We start from the raw sequence: 19,368 nt of genomic DNA on the forward strand, positions 1-19,368 counted from the left end.
CGCAAGTTCTCCGTAAACGTGCGACCAATGAAAAACGGCGCCGAAGCGCCGCTGTTTCCGTTCCGGTGGCGCGCTTCCCGCCGCCTCAAACCAACCGCAAGTAGATCAGTTCCCGCTTGATGTACGCGTAGAAAATCGGCGCCGCGACCACGCCGGGAAGACCGAACGCGGCTTCCATGATGAGCATGGCGATCAGCAATTCCCACGCGCGCGCCTCGATCTGTCCGCCCACGATGCGCGCGTTCAGGAAGTACTCGAGCTTGTGAATCAGGATCAGGAATACGAGCGACATGACCGCCGCGGGAAAGCTCACCGAGAGCGCCACCGCGACGATGATCGTGTTCGAGATCAGATTGCCGATCACCGGCAGCAAGCCGACGATGAACGTGACCAGCACCAGCGTCTTCGACAACGGCAGCGTGTCGTGGAAGATCGGCAGAATCACCAGCAGGAAGATGCCCGTGAAGGCCGCGTTGATCGCCGAGATCTTTACCTGAGCGAACACGATGCGGCGAAACGCGTCGGCGAAACGTGTCACGCGTGTGACGAACGCCGTGGATAGCGGCAGCCGCTGCATATGCTTCTGCGCGCCGACCGCGATGATCGCGCCGATAATCATGCCGATCAGGATATGCGTGAACGCGCGCGCCGCGGTCTTGCCGCTTTGCTGCAGCATGTTGGCGTGCGTCTGCATCAACTCCGCCGCCTTGGTCTTCATCTGTTCGGTATCGACCGGCAGATAGTTGGCGACGAATTGCGGAATCCGGCCGCGCGCCTGGTCGATCAGCTGCATGGCCTGGTCGAGCAGCTTCTGCACGCTCGGCACGTCGTTCTCGAAATGCTCGATGATGCCGAGCGTGAGCCCCGTCAACGCGCCCACGATCACCGTGGCCAGGAACACCACCGCGAGCCAACGCGCCCGCTTGCTCGACATGTGGCGCTCGATGCGCGGCGCGATGGTGTGAACCAGTTGGAACACCAGCAGCCCGGCGAGCAACGCGCCGAGCAGCCGGAGTTCGATGACCGCCCACATGCCGAACAGCATCACGATATAACTGCCGATTTCAACCGCCGACAGCTTCGGCAGGCTCATGTCGCTCGTCAGCCTGACCGGGCGTGGGCGTAGGTCCTGCACTTGCCCGTCGTCGCGCGCCTGATTCCGCTTGGCCATGGCTTATTCCGTCTCCAACCGAGTTGTGCCGCGTTACTTACTTTTTACTGGCCGCGCGTTTCAGCAGAGGCGCCAGGTACTTGCCGGTAAAACTTGCCTTTGATTTCGCAACTTGTTCAGGCGTGCCTTGGGCGATGATCTGGCCGCCGCCCGCTCCGCCTTCCGGACCGAGATCGATGACCCAGTCCGCAGTCTTTATTACATCGAGATTATGCTCGATGATCACGACGGTATTACCCTGGTCGCGTAATCGATGAATCACTTCGAGCAACAAGGCGATGTCATGAAAGTGCAAGCCGGTGGTCGGCTCATCAAGTATGTATAGCGTGCGACCCGTATCACGCTTGCTCAGTTCCAAAGATAGTTTGACCCGCTGCGCCTCGCCGCCCGACAGCGTGGTCGCCGACTGGCCCAGCCGGATATAGCCCAGACCCACGTCCAGCAAGGTTTTCAGCTTGCGCGCAACGACCGGCACCGGCTTGAAGAACTCATAGGCGTTCTCCACCGTCATGTCGAGCACTTCACTGATGTTCTTGCCTTTGTACTGCACGTCCAGCGTTTCGCGGTTGTAGCGCTTGCCGTGACAGACGTCGCACGGCACGTACACGTCGGGCAGGAAGTGCATCTCGACTTTCAGCACGCCGTCGCCCTGGCAGGACTCGCAGCGGCCGCCCTTCACGTTGAACGAGAAGCGGCCGGCTTCATAGCCGCGTTCCTTCGCCGCGGGCACGCCCGCGAACAGTTCGCGGATCGGCGTGAAGAGGCCCGTGTAGGTGGCCGGGTTCGAGCGCGGTGTGCGGCCGATCGGCGACTGGTCGACGTTGATGACCTTGTCGAAGTGCTCAAGGCCTTCGATCGATTCATACGGCGCCGGCTCCGTGGCCGAGCCGTACAGGTGATGCGCGACCGCGTGGTACAGCGTGTCGTTGATGAGCGTGGACTTGCCCGAACCCGACACGCCGGTCACGCAGGTGAGCAGGCCGACCGGCAGGTCCAGCGACACGTGCTGCAAATTGTTGCCGTACGCCTCGACGATTCGCAGGCGCTTATCGTCGGGCTCCTTGCGTTCGTCGGGGAATTCGATGTTGCGCGCGCCGGACATGTACTGCCCGGTCATCGACGCCGCGTTCGCCTGCACCTGCTTGGGCGTGCCCTCGGCGATCACCATGCCGCCGTGTTCGCCGGCGCCCGGCCCCATGTCGACCACGTAGTCGGCCATGCGGATCATGTCCTCGTCGTGCTCGACGACGATCACCGAGTTGCCGAGGTCGCGCAGATGCTTGAGCGTGGCGATCAGCCGGTCGTTATCGCGCTGATGCAGGCCGATGGACGGCTCGTCCAGCACGTACATCACGCCGGTCAGGCCCGAGCCGATCTGCGACGCGAGGCGAATGCGCTGCGCCTCGCCGCCCGACAGCGTTTCCGCGCTGCGCTCCAGCGACAGATAATCCAGCCCGACGTTGTTCAGGAACATCAGCCGCGCGACGATTTCCTTGACCACCTTGTCGGCGATTTCGCGCTTCGAGCCTTCCAGACGCAGCGTCTGGAAATAGCCGAGCGCGTCGCGCAACGGCCAGCCGCTGATTTCGAAGATGCCGCGCGCGTCGCCGTCCGTGCCGATCCGCACGAAGCGGGCTTCGCGCCGCAGCCGCGTGCCGGCGCAGGCCGGGCAGGGCTGATTGTTCTGATACTTGGCGAGTTCTTCGCGCACCGCGACTGAATCGGTCTCGCGGTAACGCCGCTCCAGATTCGGGATGATCCCTTCGAATACATGCTCACGCACCGAAGTACGGCCACGTTCGTTGATGTACGAGAACGGGATCTCCTGCTTGCCCGAACCGAACAGCAGGATCTTGCGGACTTTCTCCGGCAAGTCTTCGACGGCCGTGTCGATGTCGAACTCGTAGAATGCCGCGAGACTTTGCAGCATCTGGAAGTAGAACTGATTGCGCCGGTCCCAGCCCTTCACGGCGCCCGCCGCGAGCGACAGCGACGGATGCGCGACCACCCGCTTCGGATCGAAGAAGGTGATCTGGCCGAGGCCGTCGCATTCCGGGCACGCGCCCATTGGGTTATTGAACGAGAAGAGGCGCGGCTCCAGCTCCTGCAGCGAGTACGAGCAGATCGGGCAGGCGAACTTCGAGCTGAACAGATGCTCCTTGTCCGTATCCATTTCGAGCGCGATCGCGCGGCCGTCGGCGAGACGCAGCGCCGTTTCGAACGATTCGGCGAGACGCTGCTTCATGTCGGGGCGCACTTTCAGGCGGTCCACGACCACGTCGATGGTGTGCTTGTCGTTCTTCTTCAGCTTGGGCAGCGAGTCGACTTCATAGATCTTCGCGACGCCTTCATTGGCGGTGCCGCCGCCGGAGCGCACGCGGAAGCGGATAAAGCCTTGCGCCTGCATTTCCTCGAACAGTTCGACGTGCTCGCCCTTGCGGTTCGCCACCACGGGCGCGAGGATCATCAGCTTCGTTTCTTCCGGCAACGCGAGCGCGGCGTCGACCATCTGCGAGACGCTTTGCGCTTCCAGCGGAATTTCGTGGTCCGGACAGTAAGGCGTGCCGACCCGCGCGAACAACAGACGCAGATAGTCGTGAATTTCGGTGACGGTGCCGACCGTGGAACGCGGATTGTGCGAGGTCGCCTTCTGTTCGATCGAGATCGCCGGCGACAGGCCTTCGATCAGATCGACGTCCGGTTTCTCCATCAGTTGCAGGAACTGGCGTGCGTAGGCGGAGAGACTTTCGACGTAGCGCCGTTGTCCTTCCGCGTAAAGCGTGTCGAACGCCAGCGACGATTTGCCCGAGCCTGAGAGGCCCGTGATGACAACGAGCTTGTGACGGGGTAAATCGAGGTTGACGTTCTTCAGGTTGTGGGTGCGAGCCCCACGAATACGGATTTGTTCCACGGATTTATTCCATGAACTGGCGGAAAAAGGAAGAGGCTAAACCTGCTACTATAACGACTTTTCAAGACCGCCGTTACGGCTTCCTGACAGCCTGAAGAGGCGTCGAGGCGTGCTGTAAGGCAGCGGTCCAGCGCCGCGGGGAAGACGTCTAACTTGGGGCCATTTTCCGCGAGTACAAGGCAACACGAGGCACCGCGAGGCGCCAGCGGGAATGCAGGAAGGCTGTCGGCTTGAACGCCGCGGCGCTGCCGGCCCGCCGTCTTGCGGTAAGCCTCGCGGGCGTGGCCGCTCCGCCGCTGTGCCTGTCCGCGGTGTGCCGCCCAGCTCAATCTACGAACGCTCCCGATGTCCAATCCGTCCGCCATTTCCTCACGCATGAGCGCGCCTGAACTGCGCGCGACCGTGTCGCTTGCCGCCATCTTTGCGCTGCGTATGCTCGGTCTGTTCATGATCATGCCGGTGTTCTCGATCTACGCGAAGACCATCCCCGGCGGCGACAACGTGCTGCTGGTGGGTATCGCGCTCGGCGCATACGGCGTGACGCAGTCCATGCTGTACATCTTTTACGGTTGGGTTTCCGACAAGGTCGGCCGCAAACCGGTCATTGCGACCGGTTTGCTGATTTTCGCGCTCGGCAGCTTCGTCGCGGCGGGCGCGCACGACATGACGTGGATCATCGTCGGACGGGTGATTCAGGGCATGGGCGCGGTGTCGTCGGCGGTGATCGCGTTTATCGCCGACCTGACCTCCGAGGAACATCGCACCAAGGCCATGGCGATGGTGGGCGGCAGCATCGGCGTGTCGTTCGCGGTGGCGATCGTCGGTGCGCCGATCGTGTTCCAGTGGGTCGGCATGAGCGGGCTGTTTACGCTGGTCGGCATCTTCTCGATTCTGGCGATCGGCGTGGTGCTGTGGATCGTGCCCGATGCGCCGAAGCCGGTGCACGTGCGCGCGCCGTTCGCCGAAGTGCTGCACAACGTCGAGCTGCTGCGTCTGAACTTCGGCGTGCTGGTCCTGCATGCCACGCAAACCGCACTGTTCCTCGTCGTGCCGCGCATTCTCGAAGCGGGCGGCCTGCCGGTCGCGTCGCACTGGAAAGTGTATTTGCCGGTCATGGGCCTTTCGTTCGTGATGATGGTGCCCGCGATCATCGCCGCTGAAAAGCGCGGCAAGATGAAAATCGTGCTGCTTTCCGCGATCGGTCTTATCCTTATCGGACAGTTGTTATTGGGCGTCGCTCCGCATACGATTCTGAGTGTGGCGGCGATCCTTTTTGTGTACTTTTTGGGCTTCAATATTCTTGAGGCTTCGCAGCCTTCGCTGGTGTCGAAGCTGGCGCCGGGAACCCGCAAGGGCGCGGCGGCCGGCGTGTACAACACCACACAGTCGATCGGTCTTGCGCTGGGCGGTGTGGTCGGCGGTTGGCTGCTGAAAGTGGATGGTCAGAGCGCTGTCTTTTTTACGTGTTCGGGGCTCGTCTTGTGCTGGCTTATAATCGCCGCAAAGATGAAACAGCCGCCGCGCAAAGCGTAATACGGCGCATCCCGAACTTACCCAGAACTCACCCGGCGGCGGGCAGAGGCGCAGTTCCGGTCTCGGGCCTGCCGGCCCTGAAACGCGAAACCGTGTATTGCCGCGCCGCCCGTAACGGAATCAACAGGAGAAACTCATGGCATCCGTGAACAAGGTCATTCTCGTCGGCAATCTCGGAGCCGATCCGGAAGTCCGTTATCTGCCGAGCGGCGACGCAGTGGCGAACATCCGCCTTGCAACGACGGATCGGTACAAGGACAAGGCGTCCGGCGAAATGAAGGAAGCGACCGAATGGCACCGCGTGTCGTTCTTCGGCCGCCTCGCGGAAATCGTCTCCGAATATCTGAAGAAGGGCTCGTCGGTGTACCTGGAAGGGCGCATCCGCACCCGTAAGTGGCAGGCGCAAGACGGCACCGACCGTTACTCGACGGAAATCGTCGCCGAACAGATGCAAATGCTGGGCGGTCGCGGCGGTTCGATGGGCGGTGGTGGCGACGAAGGCGGCTACAGCCGTGGCGAACCGTCGGAACGTAGCGGCGGCGGCGGTGGCGGCCGCGCTGTGTCGGGCGGTGGTGCGCGTGGCGGCAGCGGTGGTGGCGGTGGCGGCGCGAGCCGTCCGAGCGCGCCGGCTGGCGGCGGGTTTGATGAGATGGATGACGATATTCCGTTCTGATTCATCCGCACTCGCGCAGAACTGATGCAATGAACCCCGCTCAAGCAGCGGGGTTTTTTTTCAAGTCCAGTACCAGCCTGAGCCACAATCGGGATGTCCTGTTTTCATCGGACATGCGTGGACGCCCGGGACGGCCTGGCCGCTTGCAGCATCGCGAGCGAAGTGCGACAGATCCAGACGACCGTGCCGAAGCCGCTCGCAGACGTGGCCACTTCGTGAGAGATTGCGATCAATTTCCTGACTCGCGTCCATGACAGAAGAGCCGTTCTGAACGGTCTGCACGTCCCCCGCTTGAACCGTTGCAAGAAGTCCCACCGAGGGTTGTTCTGCCGTGCGCGGATTTCTTTCCGATAAATCGAATCCGCCGATGCCGCTACCTTCAGGCTCGCAACGGGCGAAATGTCGCGCCATGATTTTCCGCTAGTAGGTTCGCGTACTATCGCAAGCTCGAATTGCGCTCCTCCATCGCGAACCTCATGCAAATAACGAACTTTCGGCCAAACGTAATCCGCGTTTTCGAAGACATTGCATACGATGTTTGCGAAGACGGCACTTACACGAAACAAGTCATTGAGCGTATCCGTATCGAGTCGGAGCAGGGGGTACACCAGTGCAGTCAGATATCGTTGCGCTACAGCAGCTCGCTGGAAGATCTGTCGGTAATACGGGCCTACACGATTACGAGTGACGGTCGGCGCATCGACGTCTCGCCTGGCGATATCATCGAACAACAGAGTGCCGAGAGTGCGCATGCGCCAATGTTCGATGACAACAAGGTGAAAGTGATTGTCTTTCCCGGCGTTGGAGTCGGATCGACGCTGACGCTGTGCTACCAGAAAATACAGAGAAAACCCTTGTTTCCGGGGCATTTCTTTGTGCTTGAATATTTCAGCGACGGAGAGTTCCGGGAGTCGGTGCAATTGACGATACGGGCGCCGCGATCCATGAACCTGCAAGTCGATGCGGTCCGCTTGCCTGGTGGACCAGTGGAGCCGGATCCGCCAGGCGCGCAGCTTTGGCAATGGTCGCTGGCGAACTGCCACGCTCGCCAACCTGAAATGTCGTCGGTGAGCGATGTCGACTACAGTCCGCGTATCGCGGTCAGTACGTTTGTGGATTTCGCGGCCGTCGGTAAAGCCTATCTTGAACGCTCCGTGCCGACAGCGCGGATTACGCCTGCCATCCAGGCGCTTGCCGATGAACTTACGCGTGACGTCGCGGATCGCAAGCAGCAAGCCGAAATTCTGTACAACTGGATCAGCACGCACGTGCGGTATGTGGCCGTTCACTTTGGCATTGGAAGCGTTGTGCCGCACAGTGCCGATGCGGTTCTGGCCGCTGCTTACGGCGATTGCAAGGACCACGTGACCTTGTTCGAGTCGTTGCTGGCTGCCAAGGGCATCAAGAGCGCCCCGGTCCTTGTCAATTCAAACAGTATCTACTGGCTCCCGAAAGTTGCGTTACCCGTCGGCGTGTTCGATCACGCCATTACGTATCTGCCTGAGTTCGCGGTGTTTGTCGACTCTACCGCGGCGATTGCGCGATTCGGCGTCTTGCCGGCTACCGAGCTGGGCAAGCAGGCGCTAGTGACAGATGACGGTAGCGGCTGCGCGCGCGTCATGACACTTCCGGTCGCCAATCCGGACAATGCATGCGTGCAGGTCACAACGAGCGTCACGATCAATCAGGAGGGCGATGTCACGGGCACAAGTCAGATCGAAAACGGAGGAGTCTTCGACCTGGTTGCACGTCAAATATTTGCGGGACTTCCGCCGGGTTTCGAAGCGCAGCTTGGGGCCCGGGTTCTGACAATGACTGGTCAGGATGGCAACGGCGTCTACGCTCATCACGATCTCCGTGACTTGACTCGTCCATTTCGTTACGACACGCAGTTTACCTTGCCGGATTACGCGCTTTTACCTGGTCCCGGCGCAATCCCCGTTCCGGTAGGCTTGGGGAGCTTCAGCAACATTGGTGCGGTGTTCGAAGATGCCGGCCTGGAGCATCGTCAATTCGCCATGCCGCTAGCGGGGCGGCACGTAACAGAAACGACGACCATCGTCTGGCCCGACGGCATCACCATACCGAAGCTTCCCAGTCCGGCCACGATCGTTTCGTCGCTCGGAACGTATACATCGGCTTATCACATGAGCGGTCAGACGGTCACCGTCGTGCGCAGCTTGAAGATGGCGTCGTCCGGGGCATTGCTTCATTCAGATCAATATCCTGAATTCCGGGCGATGGCGCGTGCTGTCAAGCGCGACTTGCGGTCGCAATTGGTTTATTTCTAGCCACGCAGCGAGCTTGCGCCGCTGACGGTGGGCAATCTGCTGCACGGCGGTTTTTGTGATGCGACTCAAGATTGGCGGGCTCGCGCACGAAGCCAATGGCGAGGTCTGCGGAAGTCAGTGCCGCCTTGCGCCGCATTGCCACATATGATTTTAGGTTTTGGTGTTGTACAAATAGAGGCATACCCAGATTATCTTAAAAAAGACGCGAATTCCGGAAATCTGACCAATAATTGGAGTTCGGTTTGCGCGCCAAAACGCAAAATGTCTTTAATGGTGATTTTCTTGTCAACTCATTTTCAGGGGCGTGATGAGTAAGATCTCGATTGTTGCGGTCAAGTTTTGTTTCCTTTTTATTCTCTATCTTGGTGTTAGTTTCATAATAAAAAAAATCAACGTTGTGCCCGCGGGGACGGTGGCGGCAGTTGTAGCGGCTTCCGTAACCGTATTTCTTGGTGAATTTTTCTTTAAGCTCTTTAAATGTGCGAGGTGATTTGATATGGAGCAGGCAGTAATTGCCTTCGGGCAACCGGCCAATACCGCTTTCGCTGTTTCCGGTGACTTCCGTGAGCTGACCGACGAGGAACTGCTGATCGTATCCGGCGGTGGCAATTTCGGCACCGCGATCGTCGGTGGGCTGAAAGGGGCCGTAGGTGGCGGTATCGTGGGCGCTACGGGCGCGGCGGCCTCTGGCCAGCCTATCGGAGCTAGCGGAATCGCGGGAATGGTTTCCGGTGGTCTTGCAGGTGCGTATCGCGGTTTTACGGGCAGTGGTGGTTCCTAGTTCCCCTCGTTGAAGCTTGTAACCGACGCTCTGACGCGACCGGCTAAAAAAGACATGCTGCAACGCCCCCGTAGAGCGTAATGCTTGCTCCGTAAATCCGTGCCGGGGGCATCCTTCCTGATCTCGAACGGCACTTATCCGTAACTCAGATGCCCGAAGAACTCGAATTCGCTGATTCCTTTGTCAGACACAAATACGAAAAGCTTGGATGTGCCGCTGGTCTTATGGCGCATCACCAATATTATATGGAGAAAGGTGGCGACTATTTAAGAAAATGGATCGAGCCAGCAATTGAAATTAGCCAGATTAAAATTATTTTTGACGTAATGCGTAGACCTGTGGGATTCGTCACTTGGGCATTTCTCGCCGATGATGCGGCCAGAGATTTTTCTGCCGGGAAGTCTATGACGCATCTATCCGAGTGGAACGAGGGGCGGCAATTGTGGATCATCGACGCCTGCGTGGCCACCGGTTATATAACATGGCTATACGCGTTTTTTCAAAGTGCGGATTTCGCGGATCATGATGCGATTTTCTGGAGCCCTCGCGGCCGGTCAGCAAAAGTCCGTGTCTACCGTAGGCAACTTTGTCGCGTTATGCCTGCGGCAAATGCGTCCAAGAAATTGGAATGGCCGAAATCCACCTCATACGCGTAGGACAACATGAACGACAAAACGATCGCCGTGGAACGTCGGCCCCGCCTTCACGACCTCACGCCCGTTTTCGTCCCGTTCGTCGTCGAGCGCGCGCGCGAAGCTACGGTTGCGTTCAGAAGTGAAAGCGCGGGGCGTAGCGACGAGCAAATCGTCAACCAATGTGCTTTCATCGCATCGGAGCAGTCGCGCCGTCAATCGTACGAACAGCGGATCTGGTTGGCGGAGCGTTACGGAGGCGAAGGGATTGTGAATAACGGCGGCGGTGCGCGCTGTGGGCTAGCCGGCAATCTTCAGGTAAAAGGTGTCGGCCCCAATCTCCTGTTAGGGAGCGGCTCGGATGACGCCCACTCCAATGGGCGCCTGTCGCGCGGCGACGCGATCTATGAGGCGCTGTGGGGCGAAATTCTGAATGAAGCGCTGCCTTATGGCGGGGAAAAAGTCATCGCAGTTCTGCGACCGTTCAGCGCTGGTCCCCCCCGAGCAAGCGATCGCGCATTGCTTGTCAGGGAGCCAAACGTCCGACCCGCACACTTCGAGCGGGCCATTCACTTCAAGCCGCTCCACGACGTTGCATGGCATCGGGAGGCAGACGTCGAGCGCGTCGCAAGCCTCGCGCCGCGCCTCGCAGCCTATCTGCCCAAGCCGGAAAAGTGCCCGGAAGACGAATGGCAAAACCTCCCCGACGAGCAGCGATTTCATTACGGCCTCGGCGAGCTTGCGCGACGATCCGCTGTCCAATTGGCTTTTGGTCGCTCGCACCTGATGTCGCACGGCTGTACGTCGTCGAATATTTCTATTGAGGGCAAGCTCCTCGACTTCACGTCTGTCATGACGCTCCATGCGTCGACGCAGGACACCGCACAAGATTTGAAGTCGACATGGAAAAGGGTTTGGTCCGAACACATCCCGTTGCTCAGGAGCCTCGCGTCCATCTGCTACTACGCGAACAGATACTGGTTGCGCGATGGTACTCGTGCGGATCGAGCGCTCGAGTACAGTGTTCGGGTTTTCGACCAGGAGTTCGATCTCCGGTGTACGCAGTACTTTCTTTGCCTCGCCGGCATACCGGGGTTCGTTGCGCGGCAGATCGCGGGCCATCCATCTGCATTGCAATGGGTTAAGTTACTGATCTCGGCTCTAGACTCATGGATCTCGAGTTTCAGCGACGTTGCCCCCGATGATTCGCGCGCGACACGTAGCGAACATAGTCTGGAGGGCCGATTAGCCTGGATCTCTTTCGCACGCTTCGCAGGTCTGGCGGGCAACGAATCCGACGCATGCTTCCCCCTATTTAAGGTACGCGATGAGATGTCCGAGGCATATCGTCTTGTCATGATTCTCGCTTTGCAGGAAGCCGAGAAGGTTGACGTGTCCAGAGCGTCCTTTCAGCGTGCCTTGTTGATTGGTGAGGCCCGGCGTCTCACAGCCGGGGCGTATCTGGATCGCGAGGTCGTCAAGGCGGAGATTGCCGAGATGCTACAGACGCCCTCGATGCACACAGGTCTGAAAGCACCGATCGACAATTTCATTCGCGAACGCAAGCAGACGGCCTTACTGTCGATGAAATATGACGACGGTCTAAATATGACATTGTGGAATGCCCCGAACCGCCGAGTAGAACTCGATCTGCGCACCGATACACTAAATATTTCCAGTTTCAATGAAGTGTCATCTCACCCTGTAGCGCAACTCGAGATGCTGTCCCGCTGCAACAGTGAAATGAAAGGCATGGTTGCTCGTTACGGAGCTGACCGGCTGGCCAGAATTGCCAGTCCCGGCTGCTGAATAGTCGCCGTGTACGAATCGAGTTCCTTCGAGGACGACGCCTTCATTCGTATCGTAGAACGCGTATAAAGCATGCATTCTTCATTAAGTGAAATCCCAAGATACTCTTTTCAGAGACGAGGCGCAGCGCGCGCAGCGTACATCGACGCTTGGTCAGATTGTGCTCGTGCGGTCCATGTCCATTGCGCTTCTGACGACTGCCGCGGTCTGCATGGCGCTCGCGGTCGTGCTGCTGTTCGCGCTAGCGAGCTATACCCGCCGCATAACCGTGGAAGGGGTCATCGTACCCGACACCGGTCTGGTCAGGGTGTATGCGCAACAGTCCGGCGTCGTCCTGCGCAAGGAGGTGTCCGAGGGACAGCGCATCTCGCGTGGCACGGTGCTGTACACGGTTTCGACCGAACTGCAAAGCACGGCGGGAGGAAGCACGCAAGCCGCGCTGATCGAGCGGGCACGTGAGCGCAAGCAGTCGCTGCTGCAGGAAATCGAGAAGACGCGTCTACTGCAGAGGGACGAGCGCGACACGCTGGAGGCGAAGCTGGCGAACCAGCGCGCGGAACTCGCGCGGCTCGACGAGCAACTCGCGAGCCAGCGCGAGCGCGCGTCGATCGCGGCGGATGGCGTGGCGCGCTACGAGCGTCTGCTTGTACGAGACTACATTTCCAGAGATCAGCTTCAACAGCGGCAGGCCGATATGCTCGATCAGCAGTCAAGGCTGCTCGCCCTGCAGCGCGATCGCGCAAACATTTCGCAGATGCTCAGGGAAGCTGCCAATGCGCTCGCCGGACTGGCAATGCGGCAGCAGAACCAACTCGCACGGATGGACCGCAGCGTAATCGACATCGACCAAACGCTGATCGAAAGCGAGGCTCGCCGGGAACTCGTCATCACCGCGCCGGAGGCCGGCATGGTGACCGCTGTGATAGCAGAGCCCGGACAGACAATCGACAGCACGCATCCCGCCGCCAGCATCGTTCCTGATGGCTCACGTTGGCAGGTCTACCTGTTCGTGCCGAGCGCAGCGGTCGGTTTCATCCACACTGGCGATCCGGTGCGCGTTCGTTACCGGGCCTATCCGTACCAGAAATTCGGCCAGTACCCAGCCCGCGTGGTTTCAATCGCCCGTGCTGCGCTGTTGGCGGCGGACCTGTCCTCGAGCGGCATGCCGCCCACGGATGTGCAGGGTGCTGAAGGGTCGTTCTACCGCGTCACCGCTACGCTCGACCGGCAGACCGTCACCGCCTACGGCAAGCAGCAACCGCTGCAAGCCGGTATGAGTTTACAGGCCGACATCCTGCAGGAACGCAGGCGTCTGTACGAATGGGTACTCGAGCCGCTCTATAGCCTTACTGGAAAACTCTGACCCGTCGCCCGTCAATGCCCATTTTCGATCGTCTTTCGTTCGGCGCCGGCCGCGAGTTGCCGATGGTCCTGCAGACCGAGGCGACCGAATGCGGTCTGGCGTGCCTCGCCATGATCGCGGGGCACCACGGCCACCATATCGACCTCGCTACCTTGCGCGGCCGATTCCCCGTGTCACTCAAAGGAACTGGGCTCGGCCGCGTAATCGAAATGGCGCAGCGGCTCGACCTCGGCACACGCGCGCTTAGACTCGGCCTCGCCCAGCTCAAGCAACTGCGCGCGCCGTGTATCTTGCACTGGAACTTCAACCATTTCGTCGTCTTGAAAGAGGTCGGTCTCAAGCGCGCGGTTATTCACGATCCCGCGCGCGGTGTGCGGCGGGTGTCACTGGACGAACTGTCTGAGTCTTTCACCGGTGTCGCGCTCGAGCTCTGGCCGACAGGCGGTTTTCAGCCGCGCGCGGCCGCCCCGGCGGTCAAGCTGCGTACGCTGATCGGACCGATCACCGGCCTGTCGCGTTCGCTCGGGCAGATCCTTCTGCTTGCGTTCGCGCTCGAGGTGTTCGCGCTGGTCTCGCCGTTTTTCCTGCAATGGGTGATCGACGAAGTGATCGTCAGCGCCGACCGCGACCTGCTCACAGTACTGGTGATCAGCTCCGGCATACTGTTACTGATGCAGCAGGCCACGAGCGCGCTCCGCGCATGGGCACTAATGTACTTCGGCACGACGCTCAACGTCCAATGGCGAGCGAACGTGTTCACTCATTTGCTCAGTCTCCCGGTACGTTATTTCGAGCGGCGCCACCTCGGCGATATCGTGTCACGCGTAGGTTCGATCGACACTATCCAGCAGACGCTGACCACTTCGTTCCTGAGTGCGGTGATAGACGGCGTGATGGCGCTCGTCACACTGGCGATGATGATGGTCTACAGCCGCCCGCTCGGCAGCGTCGCGCTCGGTGCGATGGCGCTTTATGCCCTGCTGCGCTGGCTTTGGTACCGGCCGCTGCTACGCGCGAGCGAGGAGCAGATTGTGCGTGCGGCCAGACAGCAGAGTCACTTCCTCGAAACCGCCCGCGGCGTCAGAACCATCAAATTGTTCAATCGCCAGAGTGAACGTCGTGCGAGCTGGCTCACGCTGCTCGTCGAGCAGGTGAACGCTGATCTGCATGTGCAGAAGTTGCAACTGCTGTACCAGCAGCTCAATGGGCTTCTGTTCGGCGTGGCGGGGTTGTTGATCATCTGGCTCGCCGCTCGCATGGTAATGGATGGCCAGTTCACGGTCGGCGTGTTGATCGCGTTCAACGCATACAGGGAGCAATTCGACAGCCGTGTCGGCAGCCTGATCGACAAGTATTTCGAAGTCAGGATGTTGCAGTTACAGGGTGAGCGGCTTGCCGATGTGGTTTTTTCCGAGAGCGAACCCAACGTGAACTCGAGGCATGTGCCGGGCGAAGAGGACGAGCTGACCGCCAGCATCGAGTTCGATGCCGTGTGCTTTCGCTACGCCGACGGTGAGCCCGCGGTGCTCGATGGCGTGTCGCTGTCGATCGCGCCGGGCGAATCCGTCGCGCTCGTCGGCCCATCCGGTTGTGGCAAGACGACGCTGGTCAATGTGCTACTCGGCGTGCTGGATCCGACGAGCGGTGTGGTGCGGATCGGTGGCGTCGATGCCACGAGGCTCGGCCTCGAGCGGGTGCGCTCGCTTGTAGGCACCGTACTGCAAGACGACGTGCTGTTCGCGGGTTCGATCGCGGACAACATCAGCTTCTTCGATCCGGCCGCCGATCAGCAATGGATCGGCGAATGCGCGCGGCTCGCCGCGGTGCATGAGGACATCGTTGACATGCCGATGGGCTACAACACGCTCGTCGGAGACATGGGCACGGTATTGTCGGGCGGGCAGAAGCAGAGAGTGCTGCTCGCCCGTGCGCTCTACAAACGCCCGAAAATTCTTGCGCTCGATGAAGCCACGAGTCATCTCGACTTGCAACGTGAACAACAGGTCAACGCTGCCATCGGTGCGTTGCGAATAACCCGCGTGATCGTCGCGCATCGGCCCGAGACGATCGCGTCCGCGTCGCGTGTCGTAACGCTCGGTGGGGGAAAGGTCCTGCGTGATCAGCCGGCTGCGGCAGTCGTCCATACCTCATCGCTTGCGACCCGCGCGCCCGCGTGCGTGCCGGCCGTCGCCACGCCGCCGGACGAGGCGAGTCAGTGATGGGGCGTCTGTTCTCGACCCTGTGGGTGGTTGCGCTCGCACATGGGCCCGTCGCAAATGCCCAAACATTGGATGTGTTTCTCACCCGCGCCGACGTGTCGGACACTCCCGCTGCGCCGCTGCTTAAGGGCGCGGCATGCCGCTACGCTTCAAAGGCGCGGCCCCTCGAACTCGATGACGCGATTCTGCAGGCGGTCTGTGCAAATCCGCAAGTCCGGCAAGCGTGGGCGCAAGCGCGCGCGGGCGGCGAGTGTCAGCATCGCCGATGCCACTTACCTGCCCGCGTTAAATGCGACGGTGGGTGTCGAGCGTGACACGTTGTCGACCACGTACGACGCCAGGGCGTTCGGCGCCGGTTCACGCAGCCAGTCTCAGAACTCGTCCAGCAAGTACGGTGTGTTGAATCTGAGTTGGGTGCTGTTTGATTTCGGAAAGCGCGGCGCAGTGCGGCATGAGGTACGCGCACTGCTTGCTGCGGCGAACGCGGCGCAAGACGATACGCTTCAGGCGGTGTTCTTCAACGCCTCGTGGGCGTTTTACGCGCTGCGCGATGCACAGGCGTCGCTTGACGCGGCGCGGCGTACCGAAGCGATTGCGCAGGAAAGCCTTGCGGAGGCGGGCGCAAAGCGTGCTGCCGGCGCTGGCGCGCTCCTTGACGAATTGCAGGCGCGGACCAGTTATCGTCGTGCGGTGCTCGAGCGCGTGAGCGCCGAGGGTGACGCGCGCGGCGCGCAGGGCGCATTGGCGGTAGCGATGGGGATGGATGCGAATGTGCCAGTGCAGATCGCGCCACTGGAGCACACGCCCGAAGTGTCTGGGGAGCTTGCTGCGGATGTCGACCGCTTGATCGACGAGGCAAAGCAGCGGCGGCCCAAGCTGCTGGCTGCACGTGCGAAGCTCGACGCCGTGAATGCGAAAGTCGACGCCGCGCGTGCAGAGGGACGACCGACGATCTCGCTTGTCGGCAGCTTCGCGCAGAACAACCCATCGTATCAGCAGCAACCGCAGTCGATTCCCGTCACCGGAAGTCGCGGCGGCACGATTGGAGTCCAACTGACCATCCCGTTGTTCGCAGGGTTTGCGTCGGGCTACCGGCTCGCGCAGGAGCAGGCGCAGGCGGATGCTCAAGATGCAATAGTTCAAGACACCGAACTGCAGGTGTCGCTCGACGTGTGGAGGAACTATCACAATGTGCGGACCGATGCGGCGAACCTGTCGAACTCGCAGGAGTTGCTCGCTGACGCGCAGCGTGCCCTCGACATCGCTCGAGGTCGCCACAAGGAAGGCTTCGGTACGTTCACCGAATTGCTGAACGCACAGACCGCCCTCGCCGATGCGCAGAAACTGCGCCTGCTGGCGGTGTCGAAGTGGCGCACTGCACGCCTCGGCCTCGCCGCCAGTCTCGGTAAGCTCGAGTTGTGGACGGCCGACTGATCCGGTTAAACGCCTTTCGCGTCAAGGTGCGTCGGCGCCGCAAGGTGCGGGTGCATCGACAGAATCGAACTGCGCGATTCGTGAGAAATATTGAGGCCTTGTGCATTCCAGAAGCGCAACCCGCTTGTTGGGGAAGTCGAATTCTTTCGGAAGTTCGTAGCCGAACGCGGTCGATCGCTATGAGCGCAGCATTCCTCGTGTTGGGTTCGTAGTAGATCGTTACGGTCGCATTTCCTCCAGGAGGGGCGTGGCAAACGCACGATTGCAGTCGCCGAGTATCAGGTCTCCCCATTGCGCCCCCAGGGATAAACCTGGTCACGAGCACTGGCGTGCCTCAGCGGCGCATTTACCCCGATTGCGCGCCGACTCCACGAATACCGCCTTGACATTCCCCCCTCCGACGACAATACTCAAACCACACTTTGTACGGACAAAGCAACAAAGGCAGATAAGTTACTCGAAACAGGAGACAGGCATGGAGTCCGACGTCGCAGTCAAAAACCGCATTCGCGCCAGCTACGGCCGCTACCTCGAAGATTTTCAGGTGGGCGACATCTACGAACACCGCCCCGGGCGCACTATTACCGAAGCCGACAACATCCACTTCTCGCTCCTGACGATGAACTTCCATCCGATGCACTGCGACGCCGCCTACGCCGCCAAAAGCGAGTTCGGCCGCCTGCTCGTCAATAGCGGTCTGACGGTTGCCGTGGTGCTGGGTCTGTCGGTAAACGACGTGAGCGGCAAGGCGATCGCCAACCTCGGTTGGAAAGAGATTCGTCTGACCGGCCCGGTGTTTTGCGGCGACACGATCTATGCGGAATCCGAAGTGCTCGAAAAGCGCGAGTCGAAGTCGCGTCCGGGGCAGGGCATCGTCACCGTGCAGACCCGCGCGTTCAAGCAGGACGGCACGCCGATCATGGATTTCGTGCGCAGCGCCTTGGTGCCGGCGCGCGGGCACGGAGTGGGCGATTGATCGACGCGTTTTCCGGCGTGAACCGCCGCATGTTCGGGCCGAGGGCCCGCCCTGTCTGAGAACGACCAGCAGCAAAACAGCGCACATCTGCCAGCAAGAGCAGTCAGTGCGTGGATTCCGGCGACGTCCGAACAGGCGTCGCGATGCGGCGGGCGCCAACGCAGCCGCACGCACACCAAGGAGACAAAGGTGGCTATCGGTATCGTCAACTCGGGCGCGCGACTCGATCGCCTGCCCATCGCGTCCTTTCACTGGAAGGTTCTCGGGCTCATCAGCGCGGGCGCCTTTCTCGACGCCTTCGACATCTATCTCGCGGCCGGCGCGCTCGGCGCGATGGTGAAAGCGGGCTTCTCGGATCTGAAGCTGAACGCGCTTTTCATCTCGGTGACCTTTCTCGGCATGCTGATCGGCGCGGGTTTTGCCGGCTATCTGGGCGACCGCTTCGGCCGCCGCTCGTCATATCAGACGAACCTGCTGATCTTCGGGCTCGCGTCGATTGCCGCGTGTTTCGTGCCGAACATGATGTGGCTGATCGTGCTGCGGCTGATCATGGGCGTCGGCCTCGGCGCCGAACTGGTGGTCGCGGCAGGCACTCTATGTGAATTCATCCCGCCCGCATCACGCGGACGCTGGACCGCCTTGCTCGCGCTCATCATCAATTCCGGATTGCTGGTGTCGACGGCGGTGGGTTACATCGTGATTCCGCATCTCGGCTGGCGCTATATGTTCGCAATTGCCGGAGTCGGCGCGATCATCGTGTGGGTGCTGCGGCATCGGATGCCGGAGTCGCCGCGCTGGCTCGAATCGGTTGGACGCAGTGAGGAAGCCGAGGCGACCGTCTCCGCTATCGAGCACGAGGTGCAGCGTCAGCGAGGTCCGTTGCCGCCTGTCGAACGCACTGAAAGTCTCGAAGTGCCGAAAGCGCCGTTCTCCGCGTTGTTCTCACATGCCATGCTCGGCCGCACGCTGGTTGCGATTCTCACTGCAGTCGCCGTGAATATTTCGGTGTACGGTTTTGTTGCATGGCTGCCGACCTTCTTCGTCAAGGAAGGCCTCACCATTGTGCAATCGCTAGGCTTCACGACGCTGATGGCGTTCGGCGCGCCGGGCGGCGCACTGGTCGGCTTCTTCTGCGCGGACCGCATCGGACGGGCGCGTGGCCTCGTGATCTTCGCGATCGCCACGATCGTGGTCGGCTTCATCTATCCGAACATGCATGCGGGCTGGGCGATCAGCAGCGTCGGCTTCGTGTTGATCACCTGCATCTATACGGTCACCACGCTGGGTTTGTTCGCCTACATCCCGGAACTGTTTCCGACTGAACTGCGCCTGCGCGGCACCGGTACGGCGGGCGTATGCGGCCGCGCTGCCTCCATGAGCACGCCGTATCTGGCGGTGCTGCTCTACAACTCGTTCGGCGTGTCCGGTGTGCTGGCCATGGTGAGCAGCGTGCTCGCGTTGCTGGTGTTCGGGATTCTGCTGCTGCGTGTGGAAACCAACCAGCATGCGCTCGAGCGGATCTCGCCGAGCCTCGACACCGACTCTGATTCGCTTCCTGCTACCCAGCAAGGTTAA

12 protein-coding genes and 1 pseudogene are annotated in these 19,368 nt (G+C 60.6%); 10 read left to right on the plus strand and 3 right to left on the minus strand.

What is annotated here, in order from left to right:
* Positions 1-85: 85 nt before the first annotated feature.
* A complete protein-coding gene (locus B0G80_RS18435) occupies positions 86-1,171 on the minus strand; it encodes an AI-2E family transporter (RefSeq protein WP_106282090.1) in 1,086 nt (361 codons plus the stop codon).
* Positions 1,172-1,208: 37 nt separating this feature from the next.
* Complete coding sequence (gene uvrA, locus B0G80_RS18440) at positions 1,209-4,082, minus strand: excinuclease ABC subunit UvrA (RefSeq protein WP_116118922.1); 2,874 nt, start codon at positions 4,080-4,082, stop codon at positions 1,209-1,211.
* A 345-nt stretch (positions 4,083-4,427) separates the two neighbouring features.
* Between uvrA and B0G80_RS18445 the strand changes: the two genes are divergently transcribed.
* The 3 genes from B0G80_RS18445 (at position 4,428) to B0G80_RS18455 (ending at position 8,579) form a co-directional block, all read left to right on the plus strand.
* Positions 4,428-5,615, plus strand: coding sequence for an MFS transporter (locus B0G80_RS18445; protein ID WP_181919980.1), 1,188 nt, complete (start codon positions 4,428-4,430; stop codon positions 5,613-5,615).
* Between the two features lie 136 nt (positions 5,616-5,751).
* Positions 5,752-6,288, plus strand: a complete 537-nt coding sequence (locus tag B0G80_RS18450; RefSeq protein WP_106282086.1) for a single-stranded DNA-binding protein — start codon at positions 5,752-5,754, stop codon at positions 6,286-6,288.
* 476 nt (positions 6,289-6,764) lie between these two features.
* Positions 6,765-8,579, plus strand: a complete 1,815-nt coding sequence (locus tag B0G80_RS18455) for a DUF3857 and transglutaminase domain-containing protein (protein ID WP_116118923.1) — start codon at positions 6,765-6,767, stop codon at positions 8,577-8,579.
* A 193-nt stretch (positions 8,580-8,772) separates the two neighbouring features.
* On the opposite strand, the gene B0G80_RS45895 is transcribed toward B0G80_RS18455, so the two are convergent.
* Positions 8,773-9,423: a hypothetical protein gene (locus B0G80_RS45895; protein WP_181919981.1), complete on the minus strand. Its 651-nt coding sequence runs from the start codon at positions 9,421-9,423 to the stop codon at positions 8,773-8,775.
* 86 nt (positions 9,424-9,509) lie between these two features.
* On the opposite strand from B0G80_RS45895, the gene B0G80_RS18465 reads away from it, so the two are divergent.
* From B0G80_RS18465 to B0G80_RS18495, 7 genes and pseudogenes are all read left to right on the plus strand, one after another.
* A complete protein-coding gene (locus B0G80_RS18465) occupies positions 9,510-10,016 on the plus strand; it encodes a toxin-activating lysine-acyltransferase (RefSeq protein WP_116118924.1) in 507 nt (168 codons plus the stop codon).
* A 6-nt stretch (positions 10,017-10,022) separates the two neighbouring features.
* Positions 10,023-11,801, plus strand: a complete 1,779-nt coding sequence (locus tag B0G80_RS18470) for a hypothetical protein (protein WP_116118925.1) — start codon at positions 10,023-10,025, stop codon at positions 11,799-11,801.
* Between the two features lie 88 nt (positions 11,802-11,889).
* Positions 11,890-13,164 (plus strand): HlyD family secretion protein, encoded by a 1,275-nt coding sequence (locus B0G80_RS18475; protein ID WP_258878905.1) that lies wholly within the window; start codon positions 11,890-11,892, stop codon positions 13,162-13,164.
* Positions 13,165-13,178: 14 nt separating this feature from the next.
* On the plus strand, positions 13,179-15,383 hold the full coding sequence (locus B0G80_RS18480; RefSeq protein WP_116118927.1) for a peptidase domain-containing ABC transporter: 2,205 nt from the start codon (positions 13,179-13,181) through the stop codon (positions 15,381-15,383).
* Positions 15,383-16,817 (plus strand): annotated as a pseudogene (locus B0G80_RS18485) (TolC family protein). Before B0G80_RS18480 ends, B0G80_RS18485 begins: the two are co-directional and overlap by 1 nt.
* Positions 16,818-17,292: 475 nt before the next feature.
* Positions 17,293-17,793 (plus strand): MaoC family dehydratase, encoded by a 501-nt coding sequence (locus B0G80_RS18490; RefSeq protein ID WP_012431675.1) that lies wholly within the window; start codon positions 17,293-17,295, stop codon positions 17,791-17,793.
* Between the two features lie 189 nt (positions 17,794-17,982).
* Positions 17,983-19,368: an MFS transporter gene (locus tag B0G80_RS18495; RefSeq protein ID WP_116118928.1), complete on the plus strand. Its 1,386-nt coding sequence runs from the start codon at positions 17,983-17,985 to the stop codon at positions 19,366-19,368.

It is taken from the genome of Paraburkholderia sp. BL6669N2 (genome assembly GCF_003387275.1).
GTDB lineage: Bacteria > Pseudomonadota > Gammaproteobacteria > Burkholderiales > Burkholderiaceae > Paraburkholderia.